The following is a 21,147-nucleotide window of genomic DNA, read 5'->3' as shown; positions in this document are numbered from 1 at the left end:
CCTTCGCCTGACCCCCTTCGTGGTCATGCGATGAAGTCCAGCTCATGAAGTTCAATTTCAGGCGTCTGATCCGCGCCCCGCACGTCACCAACGGCACCCTGCGCAACAGCTTCGACCGGCGCACCATCGTCGTCGGCGGCATCCAGGGCGGCATCGGCTGCCTGCTCGCCGCGCGCATGACGTACCTCTCGGTCTTCGAGAACGAGAAGTACAAGCTCAAGGCGGAGAGCAACCGCGTCAACCTGTCGCTGATCCCGCCGCGTCGCGGCTGGATTCTCGACCGCCACGGCCAGCCCCTCGCCTCCAACCGCGCCGACTTCCGGGTCGACGTGATCCCCGAGCGGATGAGCGATCCCGAGCGCACCATCGCCGAACTCGGCAAGCTGCTGTCGCTCACGCCGATCGCGATGCAGGACCTGCAGGACAAGCTGGACCGCTCGCACGGGTTCGCGCCTGTCGAGGTCGCATCCCGCCTGGATTGGGAGCGTTTCGCCTCGGTCAGCGTGCGCCTGCCGGACCTTCCCGGCGTGGTCACCCAGCGCGGCTACTCGCGCTTCTACCCTACTGGCCCCTCTGTGGGCCACCTCATCGGCTACGTCGGCGCCGCCTCGGCCGAGGAGTACGAGAAGGACCACGACCCCGTCCTGCTCACGCCCGGCTACAAGCTGGGCAAGGACGCGCTCGAGAAATTTTACGAGAAGGATCTGCGCGGCACTCCCGGCGCGCGGCGCGTCGAGGTGACCGCCTCGGGCCGCATCGTGCGCGACCTCGACACGCGCGAGGATGTTCCGGGCAAGACCATCAAGACGACCATCGACGCCGCGATCCAGGACTACGCGGCCCGGCGCATCGGCCCCGAGTCGGCCGCCGTCGTCGTGATGGACTGCCAGACCGGCGACGTGCTCGCGATGGCGTCGATGCCCAGCTTCGACCCCAACAGCTTTTCCGACGGCATCGGCCGCCTCGAATGGAAGATGCTGTCGGACGACGACCACGTGCCTCTGCGCAACAAGGTGCTGCGCGGGCTCTATCCGCCGGGCTCCACGGTCAAGCCGATGGTGGCGCTGTCGTTCATGGAGGCCGGGCTCGATCCAAACGAAAGCGTCTTCTGCGGCGGCGGCCTGCGGGTGGGCAACCGCGTGTTCCACTGCTGGCAGCGGCGCGGCCACGGCCAGGTCAACATGGCCAAGGGCATCTACCAGAGCTGCGACGTCTACTTCTACCACTTCGCCCAGCGCATCGGCATGGATCCGATCGCGGCCATGGCGAAGCGGCTCGGCCTTGGTCAGGAGTTCCCGCTGCCGGTCGCGGGCCAGTCCTACGGTACGGTCCCGAGCCCTGCCTGGAAGCTCAAGAAGTACGACAAGCAATGGCAGACCTTCGACACGGTCAATGCCACGATCGGACAGGGCTACTTCCTCGTGAATCCGCTGCAGCAGGCAATCCAGGCCTCGCGCATCGCCAGCGGGCGGATCATCATGCCCAGGCTGATCCACGGCCACGAGCATGAGAAGCAGGCATCCCTCGGCGTGCCCGAGGAGCATCTCGCCTATATCCGGCAGGCCATGTCCGACGTCGCGAACGGCCCCGGATCGGCCCCTCACGCACGCCTGCCGTTCCCCGACATCAAGCTGGCGGGAAAGACCGGTACGGCGCAGGTCGTCGGCCTCAACGTCGGCAACGGCAAAGGCGGCTTGTGGAAGCACCGCGACCACGGGCACTTCATCTGCTTCGCCCCTGCCGATAACCCGCGCTATGCCTGCTCCGTGGTCGTCGAGCACGGCGGCGGTTCCGGCGCGGCCTATCCGATCGCGCGCGACGTGCTGACCTACATCTTCGACAAGGAGAAGGGCATGGAAGTCCTCACCGAACTCGAGACGAAGTGGGGCGGCACCGCCAAGGAGCGCCTCGACGCCCGCTTCCGCGCCTATTCCGCGCAGTACGGGGTCGGCGCTCCCAAGGTTTCGCCGGAAGAGGAGCGCCGCAAGCTGCAGGGCGCCGACCAGCCCGACGACCCACGCCAGCCCATCAGCGAGGCGCAGTCGCCCGCGCCCGAGCCTGCCGACGAGGCCGATCGACCGGCACCGGCGCCCTCGCCTACCGCTACGCCCGCGACTTCGCCCGGGGCCGGAGGATCGCCGCAATGAGCCGCTCCATCGTTCCCGAGGCGATCTCGCGCCAGCCCTGGCAGATGATCATCCCGCTCTGCGGGCTCGTCGGACTCGGCGCGGCGGTGCTCTACTCGGCAGCCGGCGGCAGCCTGCAGCCTTATGCGCTCAGCCATGTGGTACGCTTCTGCGTGTTCCTGGTCATGGCCATGGTCATCGCCCGGATGAGCCGCAACCTGTTCCGGATGGCTGCCTATCCCATCTACGGCGCGATCCTGATCCTGCTGGTCCTCGTCGAACTGATCGGCGCGGTCGGCGGCGGCAGCCAGCGCTGGCTCAACCTCGGCTTCATGTCGTTGCAACCGTCGGAGCTGATGAAACCCGCGATCGTCCTCGTGCTCGCGCGCTTCTACGAGACGCTGCCGCACGCCATGACCGCCAGCTGGCGCGGGCTCGTCCCGGCGGGCGTGCTGATCGGCGTTCCGGCGCTGTTCGTGCTGATCCAGCCCGACCTGGGCACCGCCACCGCCGTATGCTTCGGCGGCGTGGTGACGATGTTCCTCGCGGGGCTTCCCTTGTGGTGGTTCCTGGGCGCGGGCGGTGCCATGATGGTCATCGCCCCGATCGCATTCTTCACGCTGCTCCACGATTACCAGCGTAACCGCGTGCTGGTGTTCATGGATCCGGAGGGCGACCCGCTCGGCACCGGCTATCACATCACGCAGTCCAAGATCGCGATCGGCTCGGGCGGCATCTTCGGCAAGGGCTTCGGCAACGGCACGCAGAGCCACCTGCAGTACCTGCCCGAACCCCACACCGACTTCGTCTTCGCGACCATGTCGGAAGAGTGGGGTCTGATGGGCGGGCTGTTCGTCCTCTTCGTGTTCACCGTCGTGATCGGCTGGGGCATGGGCGTCGCCCGTCGCGCGCCCGACCGCTTCTCCAGCCTGCTGGCGGCGGGCATGACCGCGACGATGTTCTTCTACGTGATGATCAACCTGATGATGGTCATGGGCCTTGCGCCGGTGGTCGGAATTCCCCTGCCCTTCATGAGCCACGGCGGCACCTCCATGCTCACCAACATGATCTGCCTGGGCACGATCATGGCGGTAAACCGTTGGAATCAGGGCAGAGGCTCACTCGGCTGAAACTTTTTCAAGTTTTCGCTTCCAATGTAAAAATCTGCCGTTATAGGGACCTCTCCGCCGCCGACCGGCGGGGCCGCAAGGCCCTTCGAGGACAGGTAGCGTGGACGCATAGCTCAGTTGGTAGAGCAGCTGACTCTTAATCAGCGGGTCCTTGGTTCGAGCCCAAGTGCGTCCACCATCCTGTTTCCGCGAAGACCATGTGGGGACGCATAGCTCAGTTGGTAGAGCAGCTGACTCTTAATCAGCGGGTCCTTGGTTCGAGCCCAAGTGCGTCCACCATATACCAATCCTGCGGACACCCGTGGGGACGCATAGCTCAGTTGGTAGAGCAGCTGACTCTTAATCAGCGGGTCCTTGGTTCGAGCCCAAGTGCGTCCACCACCCTCCACTCCAAACTGATGCAACCATCGTTTTCTCACGAGGAACGCAGCTAACGCACCCCATAACCAAGAGGCCATGGATGCGCCAAGGCTAGCTACGCTTGGCAGCAAGACCCGCGGGCAACTGACTGCTCCTGCCGGATCCGCACACTATCCCGTGCGGATCGGGATCCCGTAAGCTCGCCCCAATTCTTCGATCAATTTGCCGGCAAGCGCACTGCGAAACTCGACACCGACCTTGTTGCCTTTCAGCCAACGCACGTGTGCTGCGATGGGTTTGAAGTTCGCAATTCGCAGCTGGATCGGTTCATCGCGGACAAAAATTTCGGCGCTGCCGACGATGCTGCAGCCCCCTGCGAGATGTCACTCAGTTCGACCGGGAAGACATGCCAGCTCGACTTGCGGCAGCGCGCCTGCATAAGCACCGCGCGGCGCCCTGCCAGTCGATCGTTCACTTCAGGGAGCATGGTGACCTCTTCTGCTTGCCCAGGCGTCCCTAGCAATCAGAAGTAAACCCGACGTTTCAGTGCTCTGGCGAGACACCGTCTTCTTCGAGGGGCGGCGAACCTGTGGCGGCAATCTGCGCATCGATCTGCCTAGCGCGATCCACGATCGTCTTGTTCGCCGCCTTATACCGCTCCTCGAACGTCGGCTCGCGCTTGCAGCCTCCCAGAATGGCCGCAAGCACAAGCGCAGTAATCAGGCCGACGCGCATCAGTAGTCCTTCTTGATGCGCACGTTCAGGCTGTTCACGCCAGAGCCGCCAGCCTGGCTCAACACCGACAGCCACTTCGTGACACTGACTTCCAACTGCGTTGCCGTAAAGCCACGCGCGTCGGTGATAAGTTCGACGTAGATGTCGTCAGTCAGATACTGGCCAGCAGCAACGGCCGTGCCGCGCCCGGACTGTTCATCCGGCCCAAGAATGCGCAGGCGATCGATACCCGCCGCCGAGCGCAGCTTGCCAAGGGGATTCAAACCTCCGCCGGTGCCGCGCAAGGAATTGAGCGAGGATGCCAGTTGCACCGCCTGCAAGGCCGAAAGGTTGGCTATCGAGCTGCCGAACAGGATGCGGGAAAGCACTTCGTCGTCCGGCAGACTGGGATCGGAGGAGAAGTCAATCTGTGGGTTCATTGCGCGGCCGGTGACGTTCACGTTAACGGTGACGTCCTCGATGTCGTCGGTCGCTGTGATCTGGACGGTCGGATCGATAGTCGAGCCGCCGTTGAACGAGATCAGCCCATCGCTCAACTGGAACGAGCGCCCTGCGAAGCCCAGCGTACCACGCACCAGCTTGACGTCGCCGGAGAGCGATGGCGCCGCGCTGGTACCGGTGACGTTGAAATCCGCACTCCATTCAGATTCCAACCCCATTCCGGACACGTAGAGCTTTTCAGGCGCGCGCAAGTGCAAGTCGAGACGGATCAGTGCGAAGGCGCTGGCAGCCGCAGGCGCAGACTCGTCGCCGGTGATGCGCTGCGGCCCGACCGGCGGCTTGAAGCGCACGCCCGTAAGGCGCGGAATCTGCGCGGCCCCCTCACGCACGATCTGGTAACGGGTTTCCGGCAACTTGATCTCACCCGCCAGTAGCGCAGGCTCGCCCGCCGCTTTGGTCAGCCTCAGATTTCCCGTTGCGGTCGCCGAAAGGGCGTCGCTACGCGCCAGCCGCGCGCGGTCGAGCTTTACGGTGAGATCCATCGGATAACCGGCGTCGGCGGCGAGGCTTACACGGCCGATGGCGCTGACGTTACCGTCACCGGCCTTTGCCGTCAGCGAGGTCAGCTCCAGCGAATCCCCGGTGAACCTGCCTGCCAGCGCCATGCGGCTGAGGCGCGTGCCGTAGGCGATGTTTTCATAGACCATGTCGCGCCCCTGCACGACGCCATTGATGCATGGACTGGACACACGGCAGGTAAAGTCCGCCGCCAGCCCGACAGAGCCGGTGAGCGTCTGCCCGGACAGCCCCGCGAACGAGAACAGGGTCTCGGCCGGACCGTTGTAGCGAATACCACCGCCCAGCGGGGCATCCATCAGGCGCGTCATCCAGGGACCATCACCCGACGGCAGCGGCTTCAGGCTCGCCGCCATTCGGCCGATCACGGTACCTCGACGACGGAACACTGCGCGACCTTCACCTCCGTCCGGCAGCAACTTGCCGACGAAGCTGATATCGACACCCTGGCTTACGGTCGATGAACTGGTACGGGTGAAGTTGTCGAGCGTCAGGCGCGCATCCGCACGGGGAACGCGGTTGCGCTCGCCTGTTCGAAGTCGAGGCTGCCGCTGACCTTGCCGCCAATACCGTAACCAGGGGCGAAGGCGTTGAGGATGGCGAGATCGACGCCCTCCATCCGGCTCTGCACCTTCATGCCTTCGCCGTACGAGCCGGCCAGCTTGAGGCTGCCGCCTCCGAACGCGATGTTGGTAGGCAACAGCTCGTAAGTGCCATCCTTGGGAACGATGCGGGCGGGCGTGGTCGTCTTGACGTCCAAGCCGCGGACCCTGCCCTGCAGCGCCACCCGCCACATTTCTGGCTGCATGTCGGCGTTGAGGCCGAGACGGAACGGCACACCGCTGACGCCTTCGATGAGGCCCTTCGCCTTGCCTCGCCCATCGCGATAATCGACAAGCACGCGCGCCGCCGCTAGGTCGAGCGCGCCGATGCTGGTGCCGGCGATCTGCGCGTCGGCGACGACGTAGGGCTGGTCGTAGAGCACCGCACGACCGTCTACGATGGCAGAGCCGACGGATAGCTTGGCTGGCCCGTCGAAGATCGCGTTCTTGGCGCGCAGGTTGAAGTCGGCCGCTTGGTACTTGCCGTCGGCATCCAGCCGCACGAGCCCGCCTATACCGTTACCATTGGCCGTCAATTGCCCCGCGAAGGGACCGGCAGGCGTTTGGACGATACGACCCGCGAAATCGACGCCGGAAAGATTGGCACTGTTGATCTGCACCGAAGTCTGCTTGCCGAGCCCGAGCGTCACGTCGGCTCGCAACGGGCCGTAATCGGTATCTCCCTTGGCGTCGAGGCGATAGCCACCCGGTGCACCTTTGATCCGTGCATCCAGATTTGCGAGACCAATGCCCAGCCCCGGTCGCTCCGCCGTCAAATGTGCATCGGGATTGCGGATGGTCCCGGTCACCCGAACACCGAGAGCACCGTACTGGCGCGACGAACCATTCGCAGCGAGCGCGATGCGTCCATCGGGTGACCAACTGCCCTGCCCTCCGGTAACCCGCAGAAGAGGCGCATTCATGCGTACACTGGAAAAGCGCACGATGCCGTCGGAACCGTACTTCAGGTTGGAAGAAGCCGAGAAATTACCGCCGAGATAGGTCTGCAGGCTTTCGTTCAGCAGCTTCGTAGACCGTGCCCGCACTGTGCCCTGCAAGGCGAAACCCTGTCCCTCGGTCTTGAGGTCCATGTTGGTGCGGATATTGAAGATACCGACACTATCGACACGATAGTTGTCGATCTTGCCATCGATTGCACCGGTATAGAGACCCTTGCTCACGTCGGCGACGAGTATCAGCCCCGCATCGATGCGATCTGAACGCAGGCGCATGTTGTCGGACAGGATGCGCGTGCCCTCGATTGCAAGGTCACCATTGAGCGTGACGTTGTCGAGCTTGCCTCCCGCGACGGTATCGAGGCCGGTAATGCGACCGACCCTCGCCGCCGCCGGGATCATGATATGCCCTGCATCGACTTTGGCCGCACCGCGCGCGGTCAGGCTCTCCAGCCCCATGTCATTCATCACCAGTCGCCTTGCAGCGAGCTGGTAATTGACCGAGGGCGTAGTGAACGCGCCATCAAGGGCTAGCTCGGCGGTCAGACCCGCCCCGCTCAGGTTCTCGGCCAGAGCGGCAGGCTTAAGGAGGACGAATGCGAGCTTGAGGCTCTCGAACCGGTTTTCTCCGAGATCAACGAGACCGTTCGGAGTCAGGGTGAAGGCATCGCTGGAAATCATGCCCGACAGTCTGGCGCGGCGCTTCTCGAACGCTGCGGTCAGATCGACGCTGGTGACCGGCCCGAGAAGGCTGGCGGTCGGCCCTGCGAACATCTGGGCGAAGCGCGTCGGCCCCTTGATAACGAACGTGCCGTTCCGCGCCGTCAGCGCCAATCTTGCCAGTTCGCCGCTGCCTAGGTTCGCATCGAGCTTGCCGTTCCATGCCGCCCAGTCGCCCTTGCCCGCAAGCTTGAGAGTGACCGGCTGCGTAAAGCCGGCAAGACCCGCGATGAGGCCGCCCTTCGGTGCGTCGAAATCGACGTCGAGACCAAGACGATTGCGCTCAGGCACAGCGTCGAGCACGGCGTTGAACCGGTCCCCGCCACCCTTGCCATCAATGGCGATGGTGCCGCCCTTCGCACTGACCTGCGCACGGCCGTCGGCGATGTGCGCGCGCCCCGCGACGGTCATGATGCGCCTCTGGCCGGAGACAGGGGGCTCGGCGATGAAGCGGTCGATACGCAGCTCGCCCAAGTCGATGTCGAGATCGGGCAGCAAAGGCGCGTCGCTGGGCGGCGTGGCGCGGAAATGCGGCGTGCGGCGCAGTATCACCCGTTGCGCCGTAGCACTGCGCACGTCCACGTGGTTATCAAGGTAGGCGAAAGGGCGCCAGTCGATGCGGATTTCCGGAGAGTATAGAAACTCGCCACGCGGGTCGCGCACGGAGAGCCCGCGCAGAATCATCTTGCCGTAGAGCGACCCGTCGATCCTTGCGACGGAGATCTTCATGCCGTTCTCGAACTCGAGCGCGGCGATCTGGTCCGCGACGAAGCGACGTCCCGGCCCCGTATTGATCCCGAGAACCACCGCGAGAAGGAAGGCGACGACGCCCAGCACCACGAAGGCAACAGTCTTGAGTGCCCTCACACGGACGCGGTGCCAGCGGGATGGCTGTTGCACCACGACTTCGGTGGTTTCGGTTTCCGGCTGCGGCGGCATGCCTTCGTTGTTCTCCTCGGGGCCGGCCATCAGAATGCCTGCCCAATCGATACGTAAAGGTTGAAGCGCGACTCGCCCGGGCGCCGGTTGATCGGCGTAGCCACGTCTAGCCGCATCGGTCCGAAGTTGGTGTAGAAGCGGCCGCCAATGCCGACGCCGTAGCGCAAGTCATTGAACTGCGGCATTGTCTCGCGATATGCCTGCCCCGCATCGACGAAGGCGACGACTCCGTAGTTGCCGAAACGATAGCGCGCCTCGACCGAAGCTTCGTTGAGGCTGCGACCGCCGACCGGATTGCCGTCAGGCGCCTGTTCGCCAAGAGCCTGATAGGCGAAACCGCGAACCGAGCCGCCGCCACCTGCATAGAGTCTGCGCGATGGCGCAATATCGAACAGCCCCGCGCCTTGGATCGTGCCGAGGCGCATCCTTCCGGCAAGGACGAAGCTGTCGCTGAAGGGGTAGTAGGTTGAGGCGTCCAGCCGGGCGCGGACGTACGGGTCGAACCCTCCGCGCACCGTCGCCTCGGGCTGCACGAGCGTAGTGAGGCGGTAACCCTTGGTCGGGTTGAGCAGATTATCCGAGGTGTCGAACCCGACTTGTCCGTTGAGCCCGGCCACGTAGTAGGTGCGCCGTTTGCGTCCACCGCTTGCCGCGTCATAATCGGTTTCCGCAGTACCGAGCATCTCGACGCCGAAGGCATAAGTATAGCGCTTCTGCCAGATCGGTGTAGAATCGCGGGCGATGCGCGCCGCGATGCGGCCGGTGTAGGCGCTGTAGGCGTCGTAATCGTTGTGGAAGGCCTCGGCGACGAGTTCGAACGTCCGATCACGCTTGCCCGCGTTGGAGCGCCGGAAGGTCACGCCTGCACCCTGCTGGCGCGTACCGGCGATGGCATGGGCGATCAGGGCACCCTCGGGCGGGAACATGTTGCGGTGGGTCCAGGTCGCCTGGGCGGTGATGCCCTCACCCGCCGCATAGCCGAGCGATCCGGCGATGGTGCGCGGAGGCCCTGCATCCTGCTTGACGTGCAGCGTAACGTATTCGGTGCCATCGCCGACCTGTTCGCCGGTCTTTTGCGGCTCAACCGCTACAGTCGAGAAAAGGCTCGTGGCGACGAGCGCCTTGCGCAGATCGTCGACCTTGCGGCTGTCGTAAAGCTCGCCGCGCTTGAACCGTGCGAGCACTTGAATGTGATCGGCATCAAAGGCCATGTCGCCATCAGTCGTGAAACCGCCAAAGCGGCCGCGCGGCCCGACCGTGACCGGGAGCGTATAGACGCCGTCGCCCGCGTCCTGATCCAGCAGGATGTCGCGCTGGCCCACTTCAGCGAAGGGGTAGCCATTCTCGGGCAGCGCTACCGCGACACGCGCCTCGGCACCTTGCACGCGCTCCGCAACGATAGGCTCGCCGACCTTGAGAGGAAAGTTGTCCGCGATCAGACCGGAAGGAACTGTCGGGTCGGCCTTCACCTGAATATCGGAGAACACGTAACGCTTGCCGGGATTAACCTGGATGACTGCGATCAGACCTGGATCGGCTTGATCGGACGACGGGTCCATGCGTGTACGCACTTGCGGGCTGTACCAGCCCTCGGAAGCGAGCACCGTCTGCATCAACTGGCTGTCTTCGGTCAGCCGTGCCGCGACCATCGCAGAATTGGCCGCCTTGCCATCGCCCTTCTTGAGAGCCGACGCGGAATTGAACTGGCTTTCAAGGTCGGCACCCGTTTCCTTGTCGGCGAGATCGAGCCCCTTGATGTCGATGCGATACCCGACTTCGACATCCTTATCACCTTCCTCTCCTTCGGCGATCTGTACCGGGGTAACCTCGAACTGGTCGATGGGCGGCAAGGGGGCAGTCAGTTCAGCATCGCGCACAGGAGCATCGCCGATCTCTTCGACAGCCTGGCCATCCGCAAGCGCCGGATCTCCAGCGGGAGGGAGGTACCTTCTGCCGGCTTCGCTCCGCTCTGCTGCTCCGCCATGCGACGCTCGAACGCGTCGATCGATCTCGAGCGGCTTGTCGAGTTCGAGGTCATCTGAGGCGTCGAGCGCAGGTATGGAGGAATTGAACTCGCCGTCAGGGATGATCGGATCGACTTGCGGCAAAGTAGAGTCGGCAGGTGGCGCCGGCACCTTTACCTGACCCGCCTCGAGGTCGACTGCCTTGCCTTCAGGCTGCGAGGAGGGCTGGTTCGCCGGTGCCGCCTCTTCCGAAGGTTGCGCTTGCGCCGATGCACTGCCCGAAGGCACGGCGATGCCAAGTGCAAGGACCAAGGCAACCGCACCGCCGGCACATCCATGGCGCAGGGACAGGGAACGATCCGGCCGATGATCGATTAGCCTGAACATGGACACCGCGACGAATCACCCCTTTGCCGAACCGGTACATCCGGCCCCTCCTGAGAATGCCTATCGCATTGCAACAGCGAAAGTTCCCTCGTTCACACAGGCTCGTAGTGAATAGCGTCGGAACGCCGGCAAGCAACGCCGCAACGGAAATCGTCCCCGGATCGGATGCCCTGTCCCCCTGGCCATGCCGCGTGCGGCGTGGTTCAGGGTAGTGAAGCGGGTCTACGTGATGATTGGCTTCCATGAACTGGGCCTTCTTTCGGCAGGCCTCGCGTTCTACACATTTCTTGCCCTGACCCCGCTGATCGCGGCAACCGTGATGGTTTACGGACTTGTTGCCGACGTCAGCATGGTGCGTGAGCAAATGGACAGCATCGTCGACGTGGTGCCGCCGGAGGTCGCCCGCCTTCTGGAAGAGCAGTTGCTGCGGATCATCTCCACCAACTCCGGAGTGACCGGCCTCGCGCTCGTCATCGCGTTGTTCTTCGCGATCTATGGAGGCATGCGCGCGGCAGGCGGAATGGTCAGCGCGCTCAACATCATCAACGAAGAGCGCGAGACGCGCAGCGTCGTCGCCCGAACCTTGCGCACCGGTGGACTAACGCTCGCGGCGATTCTGTTGGCGTTGACCGGCGTGCTATCCGGCGGCGTCTTCGCGTGGCTGCAGACGGAGACAAGCGTATACCTCGGGAGCGCCACCCAACTGACCTTCAAGATCCTGACCTGGGTAGCCGCGATCTCGCTTGGCAGCGCCGGCTTCGCCTTGATCATGCGCTACGGCCCCGACCGCCGCCCTGCCAAGTGGCGCTGGCTCGCACCCGGCTCACTGCTGGCGACGCTGCTCTGGCTGGCAGTCTCGTTCGGCTTCTCGCTCTACGTAGCCTACATCAGCGACTACAACGCGACGTACGGCTCGCTTTCGGCCATTGTCGTGTTCCTGATGTGGCTGTTCCTTTCCGCATATGGCGTACTTCTCGGTGCCCTGCTCAACGCGGAGATCGAGCGCCAGACCTTTTGCGACACTACCGTCGGCCCCCGCGTCCTGCCGGGGAAAGGGGAGCAGTCCTTGCCGATCTGATCGACGACGGCGTGCCTTCAGCAAGGCAACTCGAACGGCGAAAGCACCATCGCGCCGAGGCCGAGCGGCGACGCGCGGACGGTGCTAGCCCGGAAGCGTGAGGGGCGCAGGGATCGGCGCTTCCCCGCGCCCCGCTGCACGAACTGAACGCAGCGCAAATCCTGAGTAGAACGCGATAAGCGCCTTCAGCGAATAATTTGCCATCGCATCCAGCGGCGAGCCGTCCTCATGCCGATACCAGTCGGCACCGGAATTGAGCATGCGCATGATGGTAGACACGGTCAGATAGCTGTCGATTCCGCCATGGAACTGTCCCGAGGACACGCCCTCGTCCAGAACGAAGCGCCAGGCTTCGAACGCTTCCTTGCGGGCTTTCATGAGGTAGAGAAAATCCGGGCTGCGACGGAAGAATTTTCGCTCGCTGAAAATGATGGCATAAGCCTCGAGGCGATCCGCCAGAGCCGCAAGTTCCTCTGCAATGAGGGTGACGAAGCGCACTTCAGCGTCGATATCGAGCGCCGCGATGCGCAGTGCCCGTCCCCTCTGGTCGAGAACCGCATCGCGAACTATGGAATCGAGCATTTCCTCCTTCGTGGCGAAATGGTGATAGAGGCTGCCCGACAGGATGTTCACGTCGTCGGCAATCTGCCGCACGGTGGTCGCCTCGAAGCCGAACTCGGCAAAGCGGCGAGCGGCCGCTGCAAGGATTTCCTCGCGCCGGTCCGGATGGCTTGGCCTTCGCCCTCTCACCGCTTTCGATGCCACTCTTGCCGCCTTTGCCGTTTGTTCTCGTAAGACGCCTAGCAAGACGTGCGGCCGATGGCGAGGTAGGGGCTGCCATCGTGTGCGCGATGACCCGCCGGGGCGGTTGAACCCACCCGCCGACAGCGCATAGCTACGGGCAAAGGAAACGGCAGGTCCGGCCCCGGCCAGCACCACGCCCGTGAGAGGAAGGAACGACCAATGAGTGATGTTCTGGGCTACAAGGGCAAGCGCGTAATCGTCAGCGGCTGCTTCTCCGGCATGGGCGAGGCCGCCGCGAAGCTGCTGGTATCGCTCGGCGCCGAGGTCCACGGCTTCGACTTCAAGGAAAGCGCCGTGCCGATGGCCTCGTTCACGCAGATCGATCTGCGCGATCCGGCCAGCCTCGAGGCCGCCGTCAGCGGCGTAGGAGGCAAGATCGACGCGCTGTTCAACTGCGCAGGGCTCCCGGGCGGCGGTGGTTTTCCGTCCATGGACACGATGAAGGTCAATTTCCTCGGCACCCGTCACCTGACCGAGCAGGTCGTACCGCTGATGGGGAACAAGGGCGCGATCGTCTCGATCGCCTCGACGGGCGGCCTCGGCTGGAGCCGCCGTATCCCGGTCCACATGCAACTGCTGGCGACGCAGGGCTTCCAGGCCGGTCTCGACTGGTGCGAGGCGAACATGGACCAGGTCGGCGAGGGCTATGCGTTCTCGAAGGAAGCCGTCATCGTCTGGACGCAGTTCATGGGTGCCCGCCTGATCAAGCAGGGCATCCGCATCAACTGCTCGCTCCCCTCGCCCACGCAGACGCCGATGATGGCGACCTTCCACGCCGTCTCGGGCAAGGAAGTCGTCGATGCCGCCGCCGAGCCGCTCGGCCGCTACACCACGCCGGAAGAACAGGCGGGGCCGCTGGTCCTGATCAACTCCGACCTCGCAGGCGTGGTCAATGGCGTCGTGCTGCCGGTGGACGGCGGCTTCATGGGCGGCTTGGCCACTGGTCAGGTCGATATCACGAAGATGATGGCCCGAAAGCAGGATGCATAAGCAGGATGCATGGCTCGTCGTCGTCCCGGACTTGATCCGGGACCGCTGCCGGTCTTTAGGTTGAGCTTTCGACGCGACAGGACGGAAGAAGACAGGCGATGAGCGATGCGGTGCTGTACGAAATCGACGAGGAGGGCATCGTCCTCCTCACGCTCAACCGCCCCGAACTGCGCAACCCGATCTCCGACGCCGAGGTCATCGAGGCCCTGCTCGCCGCCCTCGCCCGGCTCGAGACGGACCCGCAGGCCCGTGTCGCCATCCTGACCGGCGCGGGCAAGGGCTTTTCCTCCGGCGGCAACATCAACGAGATGAAGCCCGGCGGCACCCTCAACGCCGGGTCTCCCGCCGCCACGCGTCTTTCCTACAAGCGCGGCATCCAGCGGCTCCCGCTCGCCTTCGCGGCGCTGGAAGTGCCGATCATAGCCGCCGTCAACGGTGCTGCCATGGGCGCGGGCTGCGACCTCACCTGCATGTGCGACTTGCGCATCGCCGGCGAGAGCGCGAAGTTCGCGGAGAGCTTCGTCAAGCTTGGCCTCATTGCTGGCGACGGCGGCTCATGGTTGTTGCCGCGTGTGATCGGCTGGTCGAAAGCCGCCGAGATGGCGCTCACCGGCGATCTGATCGACGCCGCCGAGGCGCTGGCTTGCGGCCTTGTCAGCCGCGTGGTGCCCGATGCCGAACTTCTCGACGCCGCCCGCGCCCTCGCCCGCCGCATCGCTGCCAATCCACCGCACGCGGTACGGATGACCAAGCGACTGCTTTGGGAAGGCCGCCGTGCGGACCTTGCCACGCTGCTGGAGATGGCCTCGGCCATGCAGGCCGCCGCCCACGCCACGGCCGACCACGAGGAAGCCGTCGCCGCTTTTCTCGCAAAGCGGCCACCGCAATTCAAAGGCTCTTGATCCGAATGTGAGGCGCGCCTATTTCGATCACACTGAAATGTGAGATTGAACACCACAATGGCTACCGATGTGATCGACAAGGTCCGCAAGCTCGTAACCGAGGGCGGAATGAGCAAGTCCAGCCTGGCGCGCGCCGCCGGCCTCCACGCCAATACGCTGCGCGATTGCACCGAGGATGACTGGAACCCCACTGCCGAAACCCTTGGCAAGCTGGAGCGCGTCCTTTTCTCGAACGACGAGCGCGAAGTGCTCGTACCGATCGAGGAAATCATCGACGAGGCCCGCAACGGCCGCATGTTCATCCTCGTCGACGATGAGGACCGCGAGAACGAGGGCGACCTCATCATCCCCGCGCAGATGGCGACTCCGGCCGCGATCAACTTCATGGCGACGCATGGACGCGGCCTGATCTGCCTCGCGATCACCAGCCAGCGCGTCGACGAACTCGGCCTCAACCTGATGAGCAGCCATAACGGCACGCGTCATGAGACCGCCTTCACCATCTCGATCGAGGCGCGCGAAGGCGTTACCACCGGTATCTCGGCAGGCGACCGTGCGCGCACCATCTCGGTTGCCATCGACGGCACTAAGACGCGCGACGACATCGTCACGCCCGGCCACGTCTTCCCGCTGCGCGCCCGCGACGGCGGCGTGCTCGTCCGCACCGGGCACACCGAGGCGGCGGTCGATATTTCGCGCCTCGCCGGGCTCAACCCTTCCGGCGTGATCTGCGAGATCATGAAGGAGGACGGCACCATGGCCCGCATGGACGACCTCATCGGCTTCGCACGCCTGCACGACCTGAAGATCGGCACGATCCGCGACCTCATCGCCTATCGCCGCAAGCACGACCGCATGATCGAGAAGCGTAACGAGATCAGCTTCCACTCGCGCCATGGCGGCGACTGGGTGGCCCGCTCGTACTTCAACCGCGCGACCGGCGATGAGACCGTGGCGCTTGTCAAGGGTCGCATTGACCCGTCGAAGCCGACCCTTGTGCGCATGCACACGCTATCCTTCTTCGCCGACATCTTCGGCGAGGACACCGGCGATCGCGGCGACCTCCTGCATCGCTCGATGGAAATGATCGGCGAGGAGGGTTCGGGCGTGATCGTGGTCATCAACCGTCCGATGAACAAGTTGATGTCGCGCGTGATGGACATCAAGCAGGAGTTCCGCAATGGCGGCACCCCGGACCTCGAGGAATTGAGGGACTACGGCGTGGGCGCGCAGATCCTGGCGGAACTGGGCATTCACGACATGGTCCTGCTGACCAACACGCACCATTCGCTGGTTGCGCTCGAAGGATACGGACTCAACATCGTCGGCGAGCGGCCCATCATCGCCCCGACCAGCGAAGGATCGAACTGACATGGCCCGTTTCCTCATCATCGAGGCGCGTTTCTACGACCATCTCAACGACATGCTGATCGCGGGCGCCAAGGCCGCGCTCAAGGCAGCAGGCCATCAAGCCGAAGTCATCACGGTGCCGGGCGCGCTGGAAATTCCCGCCGCCATCTCGCTGGCCGATGCCACCGGGGACTATGACGGTTACGTCGCTATCGGCGTCGTCATCCGCGGGGAAACCTATCACTTCGAGATCGTCGCCGGCGAATCGGCCCGCGGCATCATGGCGCTGACCATGGACGGCATCGCCATCGGCAACGGCATTTTGACTGTCGAGAACGAAGAACAGGCCCTCGTCCGCGCCGATGCAGCACAGAAGGACAAGGGCGGCGAGGCAGCCAAGGCAGCTATCGCCCTTTACGACCTCAAGGGCCGCTTCGGCGCCTGAAAACCAATCGTCACGCGATGCCTGCGACGGATAATCCGAGGGCATCGCGTGACCGATTGAATAAGTAATTACACTTAAGTCCTTTCAAAATCATTCATATCAGCGCAATTCTCCTGCGGTTAATCGCCAATTTTATAATGTTCACTTACAGGACATCATCGAATTCGCGGTTTTCAATTATCGTCCGTCGTGTAGTTCGTGAGCAGGTCGCTCCGATTTTGCTCGAAAACGGATGTATAACCTGAAACAACTGACGCCGGGCAAACCGGCGGGTCGCAAACCATGGCTCGTGGTATCGGGTCCGGGAGAACGCACTGGTTCCTCCCGCTGGAGAACGCTTGGGTGAACAAGGACGCAATCGCGAAGTCGCTGGCCGCCGATCTGGAGATGCACCTCGGCCAACTGGAAGAGATCGGTGCAATGGTCGCTGCCGCCCACCTCGAAGCTGCCATCGAATCCTTATGCCGGGAATTCGGCATTCCGCGTAAAGCGTCCGATACGGATTAAGCTGCGCGAGACGTTTCCTCGGAAGTTTGCCTATGATTTGTCCGTGGCGGATCAAGCAACACAGCGGCGACTGCAGATCATAACCTGCTGAGCGCTGCTGCTTTTCTCGCAACGATGGGCACAATTGCCGCGATGACTTTCGCGAAGGAAGTCGCGCGGCCCGCATCAGGCGATCCTATTCGATGGAGAACACGGACCAGTTGATGCGCAATCGGGCGAAAGCGATCCGGCTGATCGGAATCGCCAATGAACTTCTGGCAATGGCGCGGGAACTGGAGATCGGAGAGAGTCCCTCGGCGATACTGGAAAGCCTCGCCATCACCGGGGAAGCCCGTGAACCCAAGGGCACGGCGAGTCAGGATCACCCGATCTGGGTGGAACTCGCCCGCCAGACTTACGACGACCGGCGGCGGCGCACCAAGATTTTCCGCTCGGAAGAACTGTTCGGCGAACCCGCCTGGGATATACTGCTCGATCTGTTCATCGCTGCCAAGGAGCGCCGCCGCGTCTCGGTGACGAGCGCATGCATCGGCTCCGCCGTCCCTTCGACGACGGCGCTGCGCTGGATCGCGATTCTCGAAAAGCAGGGGCACCTCGTACGGGAGGCCGATCCCGGGGACGCGCGCCGGGTCTACGTCAAACTGAGCGCGCGGGGCTATGCCGCGATGCTCGAATACTTCGCCTCCGCATCCCGCTCCGTCGTGTTGATCGACGATACCGCAAGGGACAGCGTCGCCGCACGCTGAGGCGATCGGCCTCCAGCCACCTCTTCGCCCCATGGGGGACAGGCTGGTCGCCGTGCGGAGGAAGCGGGTGATCGGCGCCATTTCCCCGGCGCCGATCACCCGCGACACTTCAGGTTCAGGCGCTCAGGCGACCGAACGCGCTCAGGCCCGCATAGCGCGCAGCCTTGCCCAGTTCTTCCTCGATGCGGATGAGCTGGTTGTACTTGGCGAGCCGGTCCGAACGGGCCAGCGAGCCGGTCTTGATCTGGCCGCAATTGGTGGCGACGGCGAGGTCGGCGATGGTCGCGTCCTCGGTCTCGCCCGAGCGGTGCGACATGACGGCGGTGTAGCCGTTGCGGTTGGCGATCGAGACGGCTTCGAGCGTCTCGGTCAGGGTGCCGATCTGGTTGACCTTGACGAGCAGCGAGTTCGCCAGGCCCTTCTCGATGCCCATGGTCAGGCGCGCAGGATTGGTGACGAACAGGTCGTCGCCCACCAGCTGCACCTTGTGGCCGATCTTGTCGGTCAGCGCCTTCCAGCCCTCGAAGTCGTCCTCGCTCATGCCGTCCTCGATCGAGATGATCGGATAGGCTTCGGTAAGGTCGGCAAGGTAGTCCGCGAAGGCCACCGGCGACAGGCTCAGGCCCTCGCCGCTGATCTCGTACTTGCCGTTCTTGAAGAACTCGGTCGAGGCGCAGTCGAGCGCGAGCTTGATGTCGGTGCCCGGCTTGAAGCCTGCCTTCTCGATCGAGGCCATGATGAAGTCCAGCGCATCGCGGGTGCTGGCAAGGTTCGGCGCGAAGCCGCCCTCGTCGCCCACGGCGGTGGCGAGGCCCTTCTCGTGCAGGCCCTTCTTGAGCGTGTGGAAGATTTCCGCACCCCAGCGCGCGGCTTCCGCCAGCGACGAGGCGCCGACCGGCATGACCATGAATTCCTGGAAGTCGATCGGGTTGTCGGCATGCTCGCCGCCATTGATGATGTTCATCATCGGCACCGGCAGGACATGCGCCGAAACGCCGCCGACGTAGGAGTAGAGCGGCAGGCCGCGCGCATTGGCGGCGGCCTTCGCGGCGGCCATGCTGACGCCGAGGATGGCGTTGGCACCGAGGCGCGCCTTGTTCGGCGTGCCGTCGAGTTCGATCATGGCGAGGTCGAGGTCGCGCTGGTCTTCGGCGTCGAGCCCGACGAGCGCCTCGGCGATCTCACCGTTGACCGAATCCACGGCCTTGAGCACGCCCTTGCCGAGATAACGGCTCTTGTCGCCGTCACGCAGTTCCACCGCTTCGTGGGCGCCGGTCGATGCGCCCGAGGGCACTGCCGCGCGGCCGAAGCTGCCGTCTTCCAGCAGGACGTCCACCTCCACGGTGGGGTTGCCGCGGCTGTCCAGGATTTCCCGTCCGTGAATGTCGATGATCGCGGTCATGTCTGCGGTTCTCCTCAAGCGGGCGCATTACGCGCCATCCGTCCGGAGGCGGTCTTAGCAGGGGAACTTCGCGTGACAAGTTGCGTTGCAGCAAGGAACGACAAGTTGTGTTACTCTGTCCGCACATGGCTTATGATGCCAATTCGCGCCAAGGATAGACAAGGAAGGATAATCGCATGGTCGAACCCACCATCTCCGCCGGAAACGGCACCGAAAGCGCCAAGAATCACTTCTCCAAGGCGGTCGAGGAAGCCAAGGCCGGTGCACAGGCTTTCGCCGGTGAAGTGTCGAGCGAATGCAAGACCCGCAGCGGTGAAGCCAAGGACAAGGCCAGCGCCTTCGCGGCCGATGCCAAGATCAAGGCCGCCGGCTATGCCGAGGAAGGCAAGGCCAAGGCCAGTCAGGCGATCGTCGGCGTCTCCAAGCTGATCGACGACAATGCCGCCCTGATCGACGAGAAGGTCGGCGTGAAGTACGGCGATTACGCCCGCAGCGCATCGAAGTCGCTGGCCGACGCCGGAGCCAAGCTGGACGAGAAGTCGATCGAAGATATTGGCGAGGATGCCAAGACGTTCGTGCGCAACAGCCCGTGGCAGGCACTCGGCATCGCGGCCGCGACCGGCTTCGTGCTTTCCCGCCTGTTCAGGGGCAAGTGAAGGCGCTTCGGCGCCTGAGCTGACCTCCTGAGAGAATGCAGGACACCACACCCACCCTCGCCCCTGCGGCCGAGGATTACGAGAATCTGTCGCTGGCGCAGGATCTGCGTCAGTTGGCGGATGAAGCGAAGGTTTTTGCGCAGGCTGAACTCGCGTTTCAAAAGTCGCGCGCTGCATATGTCGGGTCGGAAACGCGCACTATCGTCATGCTGCTCGTGGTGGCGGCGGTGCTGGTGTTCTTTGCCGCGATGGCCTTCGTGGTCGGCACGGTGATTGCCCTCGGGCCGCTGCTCGGATTGTGGGGCGCGATGGCGGTCGTCACGCTGGTATTGCTTGCGCTTGCCGCATTCGGGGCCTGGAGTGCGCACGCACGGCTGCGCCGAATGCTGCGTATCGCGGGCGGTTCTCAGGACCATTGATCTAAAACGGGGGCTCGAATGGGCAATCAGGCAGCGCAGGTTCTGGCGGACCGGGCCGCGCGCGACGCCGCGAAGGCGAAGTTCGACGGACATTACCAGGCCTTCAAGGCCGACATGGACGAGCGCGGGATCGGCGGCCGGATCGCTGATGAAGCGCTCGATCAGGCGAAGCTGATGTTCGATGAGGCCGTTGCCGTGGTCGAGGAGCATCCCGCCGCAATCGGCGGAACCTTGGCAGCGCTCGTGCTTTGGTTTTTGCGTAATCCCATTATCGACCTGGCGCAGCGCCTGTTGGACAGCGTGCGCGACCGGGTCTCTTGACCAAAGAAGGAACGCCAGGTGAGCAAGACCGAGTCGTCCACCCCGATCGCTGCCGGTAAAGGCGCAAACGTCGTCGCCCTGCCCGCGAAGATCGCCGAGCCTACGCCGTCTGACAAAGTCATCGCCTTCGTCAAGAGGCACCCGGTACTGACCGTCGCAGGCGGTGTCGCCGTCGGCGTCGCGGTGAGCGCCCTCCTGCCGCGCCGCGTCAGCAGGCGGATCGTCGCGCGCACGCTGGACCTCGCGGAGGCAGCCGGCACCGCCAGCGTCGTACTCGGCCGCAAGGCGGGCGACAAGGCGCACGACATCGGCATCGATGCGCGCAAGCAGGCCTCGAAGTTCGCGGACAGCGCTGAAAAGGCCGGCGATCTGGCCATTCTCAATCTCGAAAAGTACGGCCTGGCTGCAGTAGGCGCCGCAAGTGCCCTCGGCCGTGCGACTGCCCGCCGAGCCAGCAGGCTTGGCGATGCGGCTGCCGACACCGCCAACCGCCTTGGAGACGCAGCGGCTGTCCGCTCGACTAAGGTGCTGCACATGGCCGAAGACCTCAAGAAGCGTGTCAGATCGTAAACGGCTCGTGAATTTCAGCTA

The 21,147-nt window shown here is 64.0% G+C and carries 19 protein-coding genes and 3 tRNA genes; 16 read left to right on the top strand and 6 right to left on the bottom strand.

Annotated elements, in window-relative coordinates; genetic code table 11:
• Positions 1-44: 44 nt before the first annotated feature.
• From mrdA to KZO24_RS06145, 5 genes are all read left to right on the top strand, one after another.
• Complete coding sequence (gene mrdA / locus KZO24_RS06165) at positions 45-2,147, top strand: penicillin-binding protein 2 (protein ID WP_271183293.1); 2,103 nt, start codon at positions 45-47, stop codon at positions 2,145-2,147.
• Positions 2,144-3,256, top strand: a complete 1,113-nt coding sequence (gene rodA, locus KZO24_RS06160) for a rod shape-determining protein RodA (RefSeq protein WP_008831883.1) — start codon at positions 2,144-2,146, stop codon at positions 3,254-3,256. Before mrdA ends, rodA begins: the two co-directional genes overlap by 4 nt.
• A 102-nt stretch (positions 3,257-3,358) precedes the next feature.
• Positions 3,359-3,434: transfer RNA gene (locus KZO24_RS06155), tRNA-Lys, on the top strand.
• A gap of 25 nt (positions 3,435-3,459) precedes the next feature.
• A tRNA-Lys gene (locus KZO24_RS06150) sits at positions 3,460-3,535 on the top strand.
• A 26-nt stretch (positions 3,536-3,561) separates the two neighbouring features.
• Positions 3,562-3,637: transfer RNA gene (locus tag KZO24_RS06145), tRNA-Lys, on the top strand.
• Positions 3,638-4,159: 522 nt separating this feature from the next.
• Here KZO24_RS06145 and KZO24_RS06140 read toward each other — a convergent pair.
• The 4 genes from KZO24_RS06140 to KZO24_RS06125 form a co-directional block, all read right to left on the bottom strand.
• A complete protein-coding gene (locus KZO24_RS06140; RefSeq protein ID WP_271183291.1) occupies positions 4,160-4,351 on the bottom strand; it encodes a hypothetical protein in 192 nt (63 codons plus the stop codon).
• On the bottom strand, positions 4,351-5,736 hold the full coding sequence (locus KZO24_RS06135; protein ID WP_486486986.1) for a translocation/assembly module TamB domain-containing protein: 1,386 nt from the start codon (positions 5,734-5,736) through the stop codon (positions 4,351-4,353). Before KZO24_RS06135 ends, KZO24_RS06140 begins: the two co-directional genes overlap by 1 nt.
• Before the next feature lie 122 nt (positions 5,737-5,858).
• Positions 5,859-8,615, bottom strand: coding sequence for a translocation/assembly module TamB domain-containing protein (locus tag KZO24_RS06130; RefSeq protein ID WP_486486985.1), 2,757 nt, complete (start codon positions 8,613-8,615; stop codon positions 5,859-5,861).
• Positions 8,615-10,861: an autotransporter assembly complex protein TamA gene (locus KZO24_RS06125; protein ID WP_486486984.1), complete on the bottom strand. Its 2,247-nt coding sequence runs from the start codon at positions 10,859-10,861 to the stop codon at positions 8,615-8,617. The genes KZO24_RS06130 and KZO24_RS06125 overlap by 1 nt, the downstream gene beginning before the upstream one ends.
• Before the next feature lie 286 nt (positions 10,862-11,147).
• Between KZO24_RS06125 and KZO24_RS06120 the strand changes: the two genes are divergently transcribed.
• Positions 11,148-12,014, top strand: coding sequence for a YihY/virulence factor BrkB family protein (locus KZO24_RS06120; protein ID WP_486486983.1), 867 nt, complete (start codon positions 11,148-11,150; stop codon positions 12,012-12,014).
• Positions 12,015-12,098: 84 nt separating this feature from the next.
• On the opposite strand, the gene KZO24_RS06115 is transcribed toward KZO24_RS06120, so the two are convergent.
• A complete protein-coding gene (locus KZO24_RS06115) occupies positions 12,099-12,950 on the bottom strand; it encodes a TetR/AcrR family transcriptional regulator (protein WP_486486982.1) in 852 nt (283 codons plus the stop codon).
• A 27-nt stretch (positions 12,951-12,977) separates the two neighbouring features.
• On the opposite strand from KZO24_RS06115, the gene KZO24_RS06110 reads away from it, so the two are divergent.
• From KZO24_RS06110 to KZO24_RS06085, 6 genes are all read left to right on the top strand, one after another.
• Positions 12,978-13,808: a coniferyl-alcohol dehydrogenase gene (locus tag KZO24_RS06110; protein ID WP_271183286.1), complete on the top strand. Its 831-nt coding sequence runs from the start codon at positions 12,978-12,980 to the stop codon at positions 13,806-13,808.
• A gap of 98 nt (positions 13,809-13,906) precedes the next feature.
• Positions 13,907-14,710, top strand: a complete 804-nt coding sequence (locus KZO24_RS06105; protein WP_271183285.1) for a crotonase/enoyl-CoA hydratase family protein — start codon at positions 13,907-13,909, stop codon at positions 14,708-14,710.
• A gap of 57 nt (positions 14,711-14,767) precedes the next feature.
• Entirely contained in the window at positions 14,768-16,081 is a 1,314-nt protein-coding gene (gene ribB, locus KZO24_RS06100; RefSeq protein WP_271183284.1) for a 3,4-dihydroxy-2-butanone-4-phosphate synthase, read from the top strand.
• Position 16,082: 1 nt separating this feature from the next.
• Positions 16,083-16,505, top strand: coding sequence for a 6,7-dimethyl-8-ribityllumazine synthase (gene ribH / locus KZO24_RS06095; RefSeq protein WP_271183283.1), 423 nt, complete (start codon positions 16,083-16,085; stop codon positions 16,503-16,505).
• A 342-nt stretch (positions 16,506-16,847) separates the two neighbouring features.
• The gene (locus KZO24_RS06090; protein WP_271183282.1) at positions 16,848-17,012 is read left to right on the top strand and encodes a hypothetical protein; all 165 of its coding nucleotides are present in this window, start codon (positions 16,848-16,850) and stop codon (positions 17,010-17,012) included.
• A gap of 182 nt (positions 17,013-17,194) precedes the next feature.
• On the top strand, positions 17,195-17,758 hold the full coding sequence (locus tag KZO24_RS06085; RefSeq protein WP_008828699.1) for a helix-turn-helix domain-containing protein: 564 nt from the start codon (positions 17,195-17,197) through the stop codon (positions 17,756-17,758).
• A 115-nt stretch (positions 17,759-17,873) separates the two neighbouring features.
• On the opposite strand, the gene eno is transcribed toward KZO24_RS06085, so the two are convergent.
• Entirely contained in the window at positions 17,874-19,160 is a 1,287-nt protein-coding gene (eno, locus tag KZO24_RS06080) for a phosphopyruvate hydratase (RefSeq protein WP_271183281.1), read from the bottom strand.
• A 176-nt stretch (positions 19,161-19,336) separates the two neighbouring features.
• On the opposite strand from eno, the gene KZO24_RS06075 reads away from it, so the two are divergent.
• From KZO24_RS06075 to KZO24_RS06060, 4 genes are read left to right on the top strand one after another with little or no spacing between them, the layout of a single operon-like run.
• Positions 19,337-19,816, top strand: a complete 480-nt coding sequence (locus KZO24_RS06075) for a DUF883 C-terminal domain-containing protein (RefSeq protein WP_271183280.1) — start codon at positions 19,337-19,339, stop codon at positions 19,814-19,816.
• Between the two features lie 35 nt (positions 19,817-19,851).
• Positions 19,852-20,235 (top strand): phage holin family protein, encoded by a 384-nt coding sequence (locus KZO24_RS06070; protein WP_271183279.1) that lies wholly within the window; start codon positions 19,852-19,854, stop codon positions 20,233-20,235.
• An 18-nt stretch (positions 20,236-20,253) separates the two neighbouring features.
• A complete protein-coding gene (locus KZO24_RS06065; RefSeq protein ID WP_271183278.1) occupies positions 20,254-20,556 on the top strand; it encodes a hypothetical protein in 303 nt (100 codons plus the stop codon).
• Positions 20,557-20,574: 18 nt separating this feature from the next.
• Positions 20,575-21,126: a hypothetical protein gene (locus KZO24_RS06060; RefSeq protein WP_271183277.1), complete on the top strand. Its 552-nt coding sequence runs from the start codon at positions 20,575-20,577 to the stop codon at positions 21,124-21,126.
• Positions 21,127-21,147 lie beyond the last annotated feature (21 nt).

Source organism: Novosphingobium sp. NFX11 (assembly GCF_057376415.1).
The sequence above is the reverse complement of the archived record's forward strand: the minus strand, read 5'-3'. Positions and strand labels throughout refer to the sequence as shown.

What these genes read in the sequence shown, in the direction of transcription:
- mrdA (WP_271183293.1), top strand. Translation starts at nt 45, where the DNA reads ATGAAGTTCAATTTCAGGCGTCTGATCCGCGCCCCGCACGTCACCAAC.
- rodA (WP_008831883.1), top strand. Translation starts at nt 2,144, where the DNA reads ATGAGCCGCTCCATCGTTCCCGAGGCGATCTCGCGCCAGCCCTGGCAG.
- KZO24_RS06140 (WP_271183291.1), bottom strand. Translation starts at nt 4,351, where the DNA reads ATGCGCGTCGGCCTGATTACTGCGCTTGTGCTTGCGGCCATTCTGGGA.
- KZO24_RS06130 (WP_486486985.1), bottom strand. Translation starts at nt 8,615, where the DNA reads ATGGCCGGCCCCGAGGAGAACAACGAAGGCATGCCGCCGCAGCCGGAA.
- KZO24_RS06110 (WP_271183286.1), top strand. Translation starts at nt 12,978, where the DNA reads ATGAGTGATGTTCTGGGCTACAAGGGCAAGCGCGTAATCGTCAGCGGC.
- KZO24_RS06105 (WP_271183285.1), top strand. Translation starts at nt 13,907, where the DNA reads ATGAGCGATGCGGTGCTGTACGAAATCGACGAGGAGGGCATCGTCCTC.
- ribB (WP_271183284.1), top strand. Translation starts at nt 14,768, where the DNA reads ATGGCTACCGATGTGATCGACAAGGTCCGCAAGCTCGTAACCGAGGGC.
- ribH (WP_271183283.1), top strand. Translation starts at nt 16,083, where the DNA reads ATGGCCCGTTTCCTCATCATCGAGGCGCGTTTCTACGACCATCTCAAC.
- KZO24_RS06085 (WP_008828699.1), top strand. Translation starts at nt 17,195, where the DNA reads ATGGAGAACACGGACCAGTTGATGCGCAATCGGGCGAAAGCGATCCGG.
- eno (WP_271183281.1), bottom strand. Translation starts at nt 19,160, where the DNA reads ATGACCGCGATCATCGACATTCACGGACGGGAAATCCTGGACAGCCGC.
- KZO24_RS06075 (WP_271183280.1), top strand. Translation starts at nt 19,337, where the DNA reads ATGGTCGAACCCACCATCTCCGCCGGAAACGGCACCGAAAGCGCCAAG.
- KZO24_RS06070 (WP_271183279.1), top strand. Translation starts at nt 19,852, where the DNA reads ATGCAGGACACCACACCCACCCTCGCCCCTGCGGCCGAGGATTACGAG.
- KZO24_RS06065 (WP_271183278.1), top strand. Translation starts at nt 20,254, where the DNA reads ATGGGCAATCAGGCAGCGCAGGTTCTGGCGGACCGGGCCGCGCGCGAC.